General features: G+C 65.3%; 10 protein-coding genes. 5 read left to right on the top strand and 5 right to left on the bottom strand.

Annotated features, from left to right (window positions below):
- Positions 1 to 102: 102 nt before the first annotated feature.
- On the bottom strand, positions 103 to 465 hold the full coding sequence (locus tag EPB08_RS20230; protein WP_130620936.1) for a response regulator: 363 nt from the start codon (positions 463 to 465) through the stop codon (positions 103 to 105).
- Between the two features lie 14 nt (positions 466 to 479).
- Positions 480 to 800 carry an STAS domain-containing protein gene (locus EPB08_RS20225; RefSeq protein WP_130620935.1) on the bottom strand — a complete coding sequence of 107 codons (321 nt, stop codon included), beginning with the start codon at positions 798 to 800 and terminating at the stop codon, positions 480 to 482.
- A gap of 191 nt (positions 801 to 991) precedes the next feature.
- Here EPB08_RS20225 and fliK point away from each other — a divergent pair, with 191 nt between their 5' ends.
- From fliK to EPB08_RS20210, 3 genes are all read left to right on the top strand, one after another.
- Positions 992 to 2,131: a flagellar hook-length control protein FliK gene (gene fliK, locus EPB08_RS20220; protein ID WP_130620934.1), complete on the top strand. Its 1,140-nt coding sequence runs from the start codon at positions 992 to 994 to the stop codon at positions 2,129 to 2,131.
- Complete coding sequence (locus tag EPB08_RS20215; protein ID WP_130620933.1) at positions 2,128 to 2,400, top strand: EscU/YscU/HrcU family type III secretion system export apparatus switch protein; 273 nt, start codon at positions 2,128 to 2,130, stop codon at positions 2,398 to 2,400. Before fliK ends, EPB08_RS20215 begins: the two co-directional genes overlap by 4 nt.
- 101 nt (positions 2,401 to 2,501) lie before the next feature.
- A complete protein-coding gene (locus EPB08_RS20210) occupies positions 2,502 to 3,710 on the top strand; it encodes a DUF2252 family protein (RefSeq protein WP_130620932.1) in 1,209 nt (402 codons plus the stop codon).
- A gap of 24 nt (positions 3,711 to 3,734) precedes the next feature.
- On the opposite strand, the gene EPB08_RS20205 is transcribed toward EPB08_RS20210, so the two are convergent.
- A complete protein-coding gene (locus EPB08_RS20205) occupies positions 3,735 to 4,679 on the bottom strand; it encodes a SphA family protein (RefSeq protein WP_130620931.1) in 945 nt (314 codons plus the stop codon).
- A 314-nt stretch (positions 4,680 to 4,993) separates the two neighbouring features.
- On the opposite strand from EPB08_RS20205, the gene EPB08_RS20200 reads away from it, so the two are divergent.
- Entirely contained in the window at positions 4,994 to 5,815 is an 822-nt protein-coding gene (locus EPB08_RS20200) for a transporter (protein WP_165418560.1), read from the top strand.
- Between the two features lie 20 nt (positions 5,816 to 5,835).
- Here EPB08_RS20200 and EPB08_RS20195 read toward each other — a convergent pair whose 3' ends face one another.
- Complete coding sequence (locus EPB08_RS20195; protein WP_165418559.1) at positions 5,836 to 10,002, bottom strand: response regulator; 4,167 nt, start codon at positions 10,000 to 10,002, stop codon at positions 5,836 to 5,838.
- 29 nt (positions 10,003 to 10,031) lie between these two features.
- Positions 10,032 to 11,168 (bottom strand): response regulator, encoded by a 1,137-nt coding sequence (locus EPB08_RS20190; protein ID WP_130620929.1) that lies wholly within the window; start codon positions 11,166 to 11,168, stop codon positions 10,032 to 10,034.
- A gap of 279 nt (positions 11,169 to 11,447) precedes the next feature.
- On the opposite strand from EPB08_RS20190, the gene EPB08_RS20185 reads away from it, so the two are divergent.
- On the top strand, positions 11,448 to 12,260 hold the full coding sequence (locus EPB08_RS20185) for a bestrophin-like domain (protein ID WP_130620928.1): 813 nt from the start codon (positions 11,448 to 11,450) through the stop codon (positions 12,258 to 12,260).
- Positions 12,261 to 12,273 lie beyond the last annotated feature (13 nt).

Genomic DNA, 12,273 nt, shown 5'->3' with positions numbered 1-12,273 from the left:
TTCGTTGAAGGTTACGCAAGACCCGTACCCTCTCCCCAACCCCTCTCCCGGGGGAGAGGGGCTAGTTGCCCGCACTCCCTCAAACAGAGGGGCTAAAGCTGTTCAGCCCAGCACGCGCTTGACGGTCGCCAGCAGCTGCTCAGGATCGAACGGCTTCACCAGCCAGCCGGTGGCGCCGGCGGCCTTGCCTTCCATCTTCTTGTCGGTATGCGACTCGGTGGTCAGCATCAGGATCGGCACGCCCTTGTACTCAGGCATCGTGCGCAATTCGCGCACCATGCTGATGCCATCCATCACCGGCATGTTCACGTCCGCCAGCACCAGGTCGTAACGGCCGCCGCGGGCGGCGTCCAGGGCGAGCTGGCCGTTCTCGGCCTCGCTCACGTCATGACCGGCGCCGCGAAGGGTGAAGGCCACCATGCCGCGCATCGAAGCCGAATCGTCCACTGCAAGAATCTTTGCCATCTTCCACCTCAGTTTCAGGCCGGCATGGTTGCCGGCAATTCCAGAGCCTGCGTCAGGCCAAGTACGCCTGCCGCATCACGCATCGTTTCACTCACACCTACCCATGAGGCCGGCAGTCCCTGCGCGGAGGCCGCGCGGCGGAACGCCAGCAGCAGCTGCAGCGCGGCGGTGTCCACACGTTCCACCCCGGCGCCGTCGAGTTCGACGGACGGCGCTTCCAGTGCCTGCAGCAGGCCGGCTTTCACGTCGGCGAGGTCGGCCAGGCGGAAATCCGCGGGCAGTGCGATCACCCGTGCCTCGCCAGTTTTGCGTTGTGGGTTTGTCTTGCTTCCCATGGCCTGTCCTCACTGCGCCCCACGGGCGTCTACGGGGTGCTTATCGGCCATAACGGGATCTGCTTTAGCCATCGGGGCCGCGACATGGCTGTTCCGGAACCGAAAAAAATTCCCTCAAGTTCTTTCCGGGGCGGCCGATCAACAGTGCACGGAAGGGCGCGCGCACGGATCCCGGCCGCAAGGAGTCTTGATTGGTCATCCAACCCACCAGCCTGGCCGCCCTCACCTGGGCCGGCGCCGCTTCCGGCAGTGCTGCCGAAAGCTGGCGCATCGGGACGGTGTTGTCCGCGAGGCCGCTGGGGATCAATCAGGACGGCATGATGGTGCTGCAGATCGGCGCCCTGGCCGTGGAGGCCGAGGCGCCACGCAGCCAGCTGCCGTCGCAGTTCCAGGTGCGCGTGCTCACCCTCGGCGCGCAGCCGATGCTGGAAGTGATCGCACCGCACACGCCCGAGCCCGCCATCCAGGTGGCGATGCGCGAACGGCTCCCGCAACAGAACGGCTACGCTCCGCTGCTCGCCACGCTCGATGCGCTGGCCCAGCGTCCCGCGCTGCGCCAGCTGCCTGCCTACCTGCGCCCGGCACTCGCCCTGCTGGAACACGTCGTACGCACGCCGACCGAGATCACGCGCGGCGAAGGCCTGCGCGAAGCGATCAGCCGCAGCGGCCTGTTCCTTGAATCCCAGCTCGCCCAGTCGCAGCTCGACATGGCCGCGCTGAGCCAGGAGGACTGGAAGGGTGCGCTGCTGCGCCTGGCCAGCCTGCTGGACGATTACCTGCCGGGTCGCCGTGCCGCCACCAGCGGCAACGAAACCCCGCCGCCACTGCAGCAACGCGGCCTGCTGCCGCAGCCGCGCATTGCGCTGCCGCCCGAATTGCTCAACGACGACGTCGACGCGCTGCTGATCCGCCTGCACGGCGAAGTGCACGCCGCACTGGCCCGCGTGGAAGTCGCCCAGCTCGAAGCCACCACGGTGGCGGCGTGGATGATCGAGATCCCGCTGCAGGGCGAAGGCGGCCGCGACATCCTGCAGATCCAGCTGCAACAGCATGCCGACGCCGAAGCCGGTTCCGCCTGGACGCTGGGCTTCACGATCGACCTGCCGGCGCTAGGACCGGTCCAGGGCGAACTGCAGCTGCGCGATCTGCGCCTGGCGGTGCGCCTGTGGGCCGAGCGCGCCAGCACGGTGCACAAGCTTGAGCTTCTGTTCGGCGCGCTGCGCCAGCAGCTGGCCGCCACGGGCTTGATCCTCGACCAGTTGAGCTGCCAGCAAGGCCTGCCGCACGCCAGCAGCCCGCACAGCGCCATCCTGCTGAAGACCATGGCATGAGCACGACACTGCCTCCCGCCCGCCGACGCGTCACGCTCCGCCTTTCCGGTGGCCCGAACGATGTCGCGCCCAGCGCCAGTCTGCCGCCCGAATCACTGGAAACGTTGCTGGCCCGCGCGCGCGCGCTGGGCATACCGCTGCACCACGATCCCCAGATGGCCGCACTGCTCGCCTCGCTGAGGCTGCGCCAGGAAGTGCCCGCCACGCTGTATGCGGCGGCCGCGGCGGTGCTGTCGTGCATTTACGATGCCGCCGACGAGCCGCACTGAACACCTTTTCGCGGAGATCACGCGACACGCCCCCTCAGCGAATCTGACACTCCCTTCATCCGGTGTTCGCAACAGTCGTTGGTGACTGCAAGGGAGCGAACATGCCAGACCATGTCGAGCTCGCCGTTGCGCCATCGCAACGGCTGCGAGCACTGACGGCGCGACGCAACACCAAAATGGCGCGCTCGGCGCACGCGTATGTGCGGGGCAACACTGCGCGGTTTTACGAATGGCTGGATTCCCCGGCCGCCCCAACCCTTCCCGACGGCCCAGCCATCTGGATCTGCGGTGACTGCCATATGGGCAACATCGGCCCGGTCGCCGACGATCAGGGGCACGTACATATCCAGATTCGCGATTTCGACCAAAGCGTCATCGGCAACCCCGCCTATGACCTAATCCGCCTCGCGCTGTCGCTGGCCATGGCCGCGCGCGGTTCGAACCTGCCGGGCATCACCACCGCGAACATGATGGAGGCGATGCTGGATGGTTACGAAGCCGCGTTTCCCGACAACGATGATGACGAACCGGAGATGCCGCTCAAGATTCGCCGCCTGATGAGGAAAGCACTTCGCCGCAGCTGGCAATCGCTGGCCGATGAGCGTCTTCCCGGTCCGGCGCTGCGTTTCCCGCCTGGCAAGGAGTTCTGGCCACTGGCGGCCGGAGAGCGCAAGGCCATCCAGGCGCTGTTCCGGCAAGCGGAACTGGATACGCTCGTCACCCGTCTCCGCCATCGCGAACCGCAGGGCAAGGTCAAGGTTCTCGACGCCGCGTACTGGCGCAAGGGCTGCAGCTCGCTGGGCAAACTCCGCTATGCGGTGCTGCTGGACGTGGATGGCAACGTCGTGGAAGGAGACGATCTCTGTCTCGTGGACATCAAGGAGGCGGCAGCATCCATAGCGCCGCGCGCAGCCGGCGTGCGCATGCCGCGTGACAGCGCACAGCGCGTCGTCACGGCCGCGCGGCATCTCTCGCCTGCCCTGGGTGATCGCATGCGCCCGGCGCAACTGCTCGGCAAATCGGTGTTCGTCCGCGAACTGCTGCCACAGGATCTGAAGATCGATATCGCGCGACTCGGGAGCAAGCAGGCGCGACGCGTCGCGGCATTTCTCGCCCACGTGGTGGGGCATGCCCATTCCCGCCAAATGGATGCCGACACCCGCAAGGCCTGGTGCGTCGAGTTGCGACGCAATCATTCACGTACGCTCGAAGCACCCTCATGGTTATGGACGGCCGTCACAGGCCTTCTTTCGATGCACGAGAAAGACTACCTGGATCATTGCCGCCGTTATGTCGGCGGCAAGGCGTGAGCAGCTCACGCCTCCGCGGAACGGTCAGAGCGTGATCGTCGCCGACAGCATGAACGGGTTGCCCTGCAATCGGTTCTTCACGTCGAACTCGTGCAGCCATCGCGCGGAAAACTCGACCTGCCCGCCCTGCCACTTCTTCAGGTAGTTCACCATCGGGCCCAGCGCGAGCGAACGTCCCTTGAAGCCGTTGAGCGCATCGGCGATCGGGCCGGTGTCATCCTCCAGCTGGTAGATCCACCCGCCTACCGCGCCGACGCCCCAGCCCGTAGGGAAGCGCTTGACCAGCAGCGAGTCGACGCGAAACACGGCACCGTTCTGGTAGTCGGTGGCGTTGTCCTTGGTATAGATATCGACCGCCGCGGTGGTGCTCCATTCCAGCGAGCCCTTGTCGAACAGCTGCGTGTAGCCGACGGTGGGCGAGAACGTCCAGTTGTTCAGGCTGAGATTGGCGAGCTTGCCTTTCGTGTAATCGCCGGTGGGCGCGTAGATGTACAGCGACAGCGACACATGCTGCAGCTCGTTGAAGTGATGGCTGGCGATCACCGGCGCGAAGAACATGTCATACAGGCCGAAGTCGGTGTCCGAGCGCCTGGCGCTGAACGGCCCGAGTCGCGCGTTGACGTTCACGTCGGCATAGGCGATCGGCAAGGTCACCATCGAGGCGTAGTTCCACGACGATGGCTGGGTGTTCCATATGTACAGGCCCGTCGCCGACAGCAGCTGGAATTCCGCCTCCAGGCCCAGCGAGGTGCCGCCGCCGGCCAGCGGCACTTCCTTGGAACCGCTGATGGAGCCGTCGTAATAGATGTACGAGGTGACCCAGTTCCAGCCCGGCGTCGGTGGAATCAGGCCCGAATACGAGGTGGCCTGCAGGCCGGTGATCGGGCGCCCCAGCGCCGTCTCGGTCGCGTGTGCGGGCATCGCCACGGCGGCGGCGGCCAGAAGCATGGGGAGCGCAAGTCGTTTCATGGCATCTCTACAGATGTGGAGGTTGGCCAGCCAGGCTTGCCGTGGGGGCGGTATGGGCACCTGACGCCACGTGGTACGGGCCTCAGGTTCGTTGCCCGGGCGATGTCGGACAAGCGCAATTCCACCTAGTGGCCCTAAGTAGATTTACGGTGTGAACGTTGGTGGATTTGCGCTTGTCGCTCCGGCAGCCAGCCGACAGGCTTGATGCCAACGACCGCCCTCCCCGCTCAAACGCATCCCAACGGCGCGACGCGCTGCGCACGGTGAGCTGTGTCCGGTGGCTCGCCAACCGCCCACTGCCCAGGACGACATTCATGCCTATCACCCGAGCCCTGATCGTCGCCGGCATCGTCACCCTGTCCGCCACGGCGCACGCGCAGGAAAGCAACGACAACGCCGAGCTCGCCAAGAAGCTGTCCAATCCCGTCGCGGCCATGATCAGCGTCCCGTTCCAGTTCAACTACGACCAGAACATCGGCCCACTTGACGATGGTCATCGCACCTACATGAATTTCCAGCCGGTGATTCCCGTACCCATCGGCAATGACTGGAACATGATCTCGCGCACCATCGTCCCGGTGATCGACCAGTCGCAAATCGCGCCGGGCACCGGCCACCAGTTCGGCCTGGGCGACATCACGCAGAGCCTGTTCTTCTCGCCAAGCAAGCCTTCCAGCAGCGGCATCATCTGGGGCGTGGGCCCCGCCTTCCTGATTCCGACGGCCACCGACGACCTGCTGGGCAGCAAGCGCTGGGGCCTGGGGCCCACTGCCGTCGTGCTCAAGCAGGACCACGCCTGGACCTACGGCTTCCTGTTCAACCATATCTGGTCGATCGCCAAGGTCGGCAACGACAGGACGCACTCGGACATCAGCAATACGTTCATCCAGCCGTTCCTCAGCTACAACACGCCGACTGCATGGACCTACGGTCTCAACGCCGAGTCGACCTACGACTGGAAGGCCCATCAGTGGGCCGTTCCCGTCAACCTCACGATCGGCAAGCTGGTGCGCATCGGCAACCATCCGGTGAGCTTTACCGGTGGCGTGCGTTACTGGGCGCAGCACACCGACGCGGGACAGAAAGGTTGGGGCTTCCGTTTCGTGGTGACCTTGCTGGTGCCGGAGAAACGCTGAAGCACTCGCCCTGGCGCGCATCATGCGGAGGACTTGGCCTCCAGGACGGCCAGGCCTTCCATGACGGGATGCAAAGCCTGCATCAAGCGGAGCAGCGCCGGCTCGATCTGTTCCTGCGCCGACTGGTCGCGACATGCCTGCTCCAGCTCAGCGGCCGCCGCGGCCACCTCTTTCGCGGCGATATTGCCTGCCGAACCGCGCAGGGAATGCGCGAGACGACCGGCCGCCATCGGGTCAGGATCACGCTGCGCATCATGGAACAAGCGGTCGAACTCCGCGTAGTTGCCGCGGAACATCAGCAGCATGCGGCGATACAACGACGGATTGTCGCCACACATGTGCACGCCAGCCTGCGGATCGATGCCAGGCAGCTCCGGAAGCGGCTCCTCCGACGCAGCCTCGCGCAACGGCGTGCCGTCATCCGTGGCGCGTCGCGGCTTGATCCACTTCGCCATGGTGGCAAACATCCCGTCGACATCCAGCGGCTTGGGAATGTGGTCGTTCATCCCCGCGGCCAGTGCCTTCTCGCGGTCACCGGCCATGGCATCGGCGGTCATCGCAATGATCGGAAGCCGCTTGATGCCGAGACGCTCGCGGATCTCGCGTGCCGCCGTATAGCCGTCCATCACCGGCATCTGGCAATCCATCAGGACACCGTGGAATCTCGCGTCGGCCCGCAAGGCTTGTAACGCCTCTTTGCCATGGCGTGCCGTCACGACTTCGATGCCGGCCGAGCGCAACAGCTCCAGCGCCAGCTCGCGATTCAATTCGTTGTCTTCCACCAGCAGTATCCGGCACCCCGCCAATGCCGCCCTGGCATCGTCCTGGCCGCGGCGCTGGCGGTCGGCATGCCTGACCACCTGGATACCCTTGCCAAGCGCATGCGCGAACGCATCCATCAGTGAGGACGCCGTCACCGGCTTGTTCAATACCTGGCTCAGCACGACCTCGCGCTGCTTCGCCTCGCTCATGGCTTCGTCGCGGCTGTACGCGGTGACCAGCACCACCGCCGGCACCTGGCCCTCGCATTCGGCCCGCATGCGTCGAACCGTTTCGATACCGTCCATGCCGGGCATCTTCCAGTCCATCAACACCAACTCGTAGGAGCGCTGGTGGCGCTTCGCCCACGCAAACAGGCGCAGCGCCTCTTCGCCATCGCCTGCCACATCCACCACGAAGCCCATGCCCCGCAGCATGCCCTCGAGCACCTCACGCGCTGACTCGTTGTCGTCAACGACCAGCACGCGCACGCCCTGGAACGCATCGGCATACAACGCAGCCTGCGGCTGCGTACCTGGTTGCACACCGAAGCGGACATGGAAGTGGAAGGTGGAGCCCTTGCCCGGCTCGCTCTCCACCCAGATCCGCCCATGCATCATCTCGACCAGCGTGCGGGAGATGGCCAGGCCCAATCCGGTACCGCCATAGCGGCGCGTGATCGAGGAATCGCCCTGCACGAATGACTGGAAGATGTGCTCGCGCTGCTCCGCCGTCATGCCGATGCCACTGTCCTTCACCCAGAAGTGGAACTCCACGTCGTCGCCTTCGCGCGAAACGCGTTCGGCGCCGATCACGATCGCGCCCTTCTCGGTGAACTTGGCGGCGTTGTTGCCCAGGTTGAGCAGTACCTGGCCCAGGCGCAGCGGGTCGCCTATCAGCGCCGTCGGCAAGTCGGATGCGGTCTGGAACAGCAGTTCCAGTCCTTTTTCCTCCGCCTTGAGGCCGATGATGCTGGCGACGTGGTCCATCACGTCTTCGAGCCGAAATGCCACCTGCTCCATGCGCATCTGGCCCGCTTCGATCTTGGAGAAGTCGAGAATGTCGTTGATGATGCCCAGCAGGCTTTCCGCCGAGCGGTGCACCTTCTCCACGTAGTTGCGCTGCTTCGCATCGAGCTCCGTCTGCAAAGCCAGGTGGCTCATGCCGATGATGGCGTTCATCGGCGTGCGTATCTCATGGCTCATGTTCGCCAGGAAATCGCTCTTGGCCCGCGTTGCTTCCTCGGCCAGGTCCTTGGCTCGCAGGATGGCGTCCTGCGCCGCCTTTCGCTCGGTGATGTCGATGAACCAGCCGAGCATGCCGCTCTCGCCATCCCAGGTAATCGGCAAATAGGTGGCCACGATGTCCCGCGGCCGACGTTCGCGGTCGTACATCTGGATTTCCACCCCAGAGAGCGCCTCGCCCGCCGCCAGTCGCTCGCCCAGTCCCTTGCGTTCCGCGGGATCCACATAGAGATGCATCGCATCGCCGCCCATCGTCATACCGAAGGTCTGGACGAAGCTCGGATTGGTGAAACGAATGAGTCCCTGGGTCGATACACCGATACTGACCGGGCTGCGGTCGAGGATGTATTGCAGGCGCTCCTCGCTGCGCAACAGGGCATCGTCCATGGCGCGCCGCTCGCTCACGTCGCGCACCGAAGCGCACACGCAGGTTCCCTGGCCGTCGAACTCGGGCAGGAATGACAGGCCGATCTCGACCGACAGTTCGCTGCCGTCCTTGCGCACGCCATGCAGGTCGGCATTGCCGGCGCCCATCTTGCGGCTCATGCCTTCGCCGAAGAACTGCTGGCGCAACCCGGCGTGATGCCCACCCGAGTCGGCCGGCACCAGTTGCTCGACATTCGCACCGGTGAGTTCGCCGGCGGCGTAACCGAAGATCGCCTCCAGCTTCGGGTTGGCCAGCACGATGCGACCGTCTTCGTCGACGATCATCATGCCGTCGGGTGCTGACTCGATGATGCCCAGATACCACGCCCTGGCCGCTTCGATGATGCGTTGCTGCGCTTCCAGCTCGACGGTCTGCGCCTTGAGGTTGGCGGCCTGGCGGGCCGTCACCTCCGCCTGCCGGCGCGTTTCCTCCAGCAGCTGGTGCGTGCTGGCCGTGCGCTCGAGGATTTCCATGTTGGTCGCAAGATTGGGCAGCAGCTCTTCCAGCAGTCCGCGCTGGCTGGCATCGAAAGCCGACAGGCTGGCCAGTTCCACCACGCCGAACAGGCGCTCGTTGCGCAGCACCGGCAGCACGAGGATTTCGGCAGGCGCCTTCCCGCCGAGCGATGAGCTCACCGCCAGGTAATCCGCCGGTGGCTCGGTCAGCGTGATCGGTTGCCTGTCCACCGCACACTGCCCGGCCAACCCCTCGCCCGGCCGCACCGTCGGGGGCGCCTGCTCAGCGGCATAGTGCCCGGCCAGCCGCAGCAACCGCGCTCCATCGTCTTGGGTGTAAAGCGCGCCATGACCGATCCGCATCAGCGGTGCGACGGTGGTGAGGAACACGCGGGCGAGTTCACCGGCATCGTTCGCCAGGCGCATTTCGCGGCTGATGGCAGCCACATGGGTCTTCACCCATCGCTGGGCTGCCACCTCTCGTGCTTCATCCCGCAAGGTGACGATCGCACGCGCGAGGTCGCCCGCCTCGTTGGGATAGTGGGTATAGGGAACCTCGATCTCGAGCTCGCCCCTGCTCAAGGCATCCAGCGCGCGCCGCAAACCCTCCGCGGGACGCCGGATGGAACGGCTGATCATGTGACCGAACAGGACACCCGCGCCCAGGCCAATGGCCAGCAGCCAGAGCGTGATCTGCACGGTATGCAGGAAACGGCTGGAAACATCGCGCACCTCCTCGACGGCGCCGTTTCGCTTGGCCTCCGACACGGCGGCCAGGGCGGTCTTCACAGCGCTGTCGCTGCGAAGGAACTCCGGGGAGGTAAGCATGGCCGCTGCCCGTGCGTTCGGATCGCCTCGTCCGGCTGCCGCGGGTTCTCGCAGGGTCGAGACGATCTGTTGCACCTGACTTCGATAGTCGGTGAACGCCACTTCGAAGGCCGCCAGGTTGCGCAGGCTTTCCTCGCGGAAGATATGCGGACGTGCCAGCTCTGCTTCCTGCTGGGTTTGCGCCGCCGCATCGGCGATCTGGCGCAGCGCCTCCTGCTGGCCGTCGCCGGGCCCCACCAGTACCGCCTGCCGCAGGCCCTGGCTCACATCGGCCAGCGCGCTGCGCGCGGCTGCGATATGCACCAGCCCCTGCATGTCCTGCTCGTAGAGACGGCTCACCTGGTCGCGCTGCTGCTTCAGCACGCTGATGCTGAAAATGCCTATCAGCACCGCGAGCACCAGGATGCCGCCGAAGCCCAGCTGCAGGCGCAGCCGCAGCGGCAGACGTTCCAGGCGTTCGAGCAGGGCGTTCATGCGCATCCCCCTGTGCAGCGGACCAGGCGTCAGACGACGCCACCGCCATGCAGATCTCCCGACGCAGGGGCGTCGTGAAAGCGCCGGGCGATGGCCTGGAACTCACCCTGTATGTCGAGGAAGGCGTCGACGATGTCCGGGTCGAACTCGGTGCCACGCCCCGCTGCGATGAAGGCCGCCGCTTCCTCGTGCGGCTTCCCCTTCTTGTAGACCCGGGGGCTGATCAGCGCATCGTAGACATCGGCCACGGCCATCAGCCGTGCGGACAAGGGGATGTCGTCGCCAGCGCGTCCCTGCGGGTAGCCCGATCCGTCCCATCGCTCCTGATGACCAAGGGCCATTTCCTTGGCGAACCGAAGGAACGGCAGGTTCACTCCCAACTGGTCCTCGGCCTTCTGCAGGGCGTCGCGCCCTATCGTGGTGTGGGTCTTCATGACCTCGTATTCCTCCGGCGTCAGCCGTCCCGGCTTGAGCAGGATGTAGTCGGGAATACCGATCTTGCCGATGTCGTGCAGCGGCGCGGACTGGAACAGCAGCTTGCGCGTCGCCTCGTCGAGTTCCGGGGCGAAACGCGGATGCTCCTTGAGGTGATCGGCCAGGGCCTTCACGTAATGCTGGGTGCGTCGGATGTGATTGCCGGTTTCGTTGTCCCGCGCTTCGGCCAGCGAGGTCAACGCAAGAATGGTCACTTCCTGGGCAGTCCGGGTCTGCACCGTCCGGCGCACCACCTCCTGTTCGAGATAGGCGTTCTTGTCGCGCAGGAACTCCGCGGCCGCCTTCAGGCGCAGATGGGTAGCCACGCGGGCCTGCACGACGGATGGGTTGACCGGTTTGGTGATGTAGTCGACCGCCCCCAGCGCCAGGCCCAGCGTTTCATCCTCGGTGGCGTCGAGCGTGGTGAGGAAGATCACGGGAATGTCCCGCGTCTCCTCCATGGCCTTGAGCTTGCGGCAGACATCGAAGCCGGACATGCCGGGCATCATCACGTCGAGCAGGATGATGTCGGGTCGCTCATTACCCTGGGCGATGGCGAGCGCCGCGGCACCATCGGCAGCCTGCTGGATCAAGTACAGCGGCTTCAACAGCTCGGACAGCAGCAGCCGGTTGTCCGGCGTGTCGTCGACGATCAGCACACTTGGCACCTTGCCGCTATCGGTAGCGCTCATCTCGACACCCCTTCGCATGCCTCATGCGTGAGTCGCCGTCATGACGGTCCGGCCTGGACCGCGGTATAGAGCTTGGTCCCCATCTTCCCGGCGGGCGTCCCATGGGCCGGGCCGCCCGCATCCTAGGCGACAAGGTCTCAACGGATTGCGAAGGCGCGGCGGCGCGGCCGGCTTCAGGGCACCCGTTGGCAGGGTCGATGCTTGGCAAGCCTTGGCGCCGCCTTCACGAGGCGACGCCAAGATGCTCCGGCTATCGATGTGTCATGTCGGGTATCCGAGATGCTGTTTCCAGCAACCGCCGCCATGGGAGCCTTCACGGGGCTGGTCATCGCCGCGCTCATCGGTCTGGGCATTCGCCGCCTGCTGCCCGAGGAGCACAAGGCGCAGGAGACCGTTCAGCTGGTTCAGCTCGTCAACGGCATGCTGGTGACCTTCGCCGCCCTGATGCTCAGCCTGCTGACGGCATCCGCCAAGACCAGCTTCGACACCGTGACGGACGACTTCCACGTCTTCGCTTCGGACCTGATCCAGCTGGACACCACGCTACGCACCTACGGCAGCGAGGGCGATCGGGCGCGCGTGCTGTTGCGCTCCTATACGGCCGCGATGATCGCCAGCACCTGGCCGCATGAGCCACGCCCTCCGGGCGACTACTACCCCCGGGATCTTTCGCCCAAGGATGCCGCGGACGATATCGACGACATCCGTCTCGATGAAATGCTGAACGAGGCAGGCAAGGAGGTTCGCCGCCTGCCGGTAACCGATCCCTATCACCAGGCCTTGCGCAGCGAAGGCCTTGAACAGTTCGCCCGCGCGATGAGCGCCCATTGGAAGCTGATCGAAGAGGCGCACAGTTCCATTTCCCTGCCGTTCTTCCTGACCCTGGCGTTCTGGCTGTTCGTGATCTTCCTCAGCTTCGGCCTGATCGCGCCGCACAACGCGCTGGCGGTCGTCACCATCGGCCTGGGGTCCATCCTGCTCGCCTCGGTGGTCTACGTGATCGTGGACTTCGACACGCTGTTCCGCGGCTTCATCATCGTGCCCAGCCAACCCTTGCGCGATGCGCTGGTGCATATGTCGCTGAGTACCTGAAAGGCCGGGCCGC

This window comes from Dyella amyloliquefaciens, assembly GCF_004296575.1.
Lineage (GTDB): Bacteria > Pseudomonadota > Gammaproteobacteria > Xanthomonadales > Rhodanobacteraceae > Dyella > Dyella amyloliquefaciens.
This window is presented reverse-complemented; position numbering and strand designations above follow the sequence as displayed.

Bases quoted from the DNA above. Each gene is read 5' to 3' on its own strand.
- EPB08_RS20230 (WP_130620936.1), bottom strand. From the start codon at position 465: ATGGCAAAGATTCTTGCAGTGGACGATTCGGCTTCGATGCGCGGCATG.
- EPB08_RS20225 (WP_130620935.1), bottom strand. From the start codon at position 800: ATGGGAAGCAAGACAAACCCACAACGCAAAACTGGCGAGGCACGGGTG.
- EPB08_RS20215 (WP_130620933.1), top strand. From the start codon at position 2,128: ATGAGCACGACACTGCCTCCCGCCCGCCGACGCGTCACGCTCCGCCTT.
- EPB08_RS20210 (WP_130620932.1), top strand. From the start codon at position 2,502: ATGCCAGACCATGTCGAGCTCGCCGTTGCGCCATCGCAACGGCTGCGA.
- EPB08_RS20205 (WP_130620931.1), bottom strand. From the start codon at position 4,679: ATGAAACGACTTGCGCTCCCCATGCTTCTGGCCGCCGCCGCCGTGGCG.
- EPB08_RS20200 (WP_165418560.1), top strand. From the start codon at position 4,994: ATGCCTATCACCCGAGCCCTGATCGTCGCCGGCATCGTCACCCTGTCC.
- EPB08_RS20195 (WP_165418559.1), bottom strand. From the start codon at position 10,002: ATGAACGCCCTGCTCGAACGCCTGGAACGTCTGCCGCTGCGGCTGCGC.
- EPB08_RS20190 (WP_130620929.1), bottom strand. From the start codon at position 11,168: ATGAGCGCTACCGATAGCGGCAAGGTGCCAAGTGTGCTGATCGTCGAC.
- EPB08_RS20185 (WP_130620928.1), top strand. From the start codon at position 11,448: ATGCTGTTTCCAGCAACCGCCGCCATGGGAGCCTTCACGGGGCTGGTC.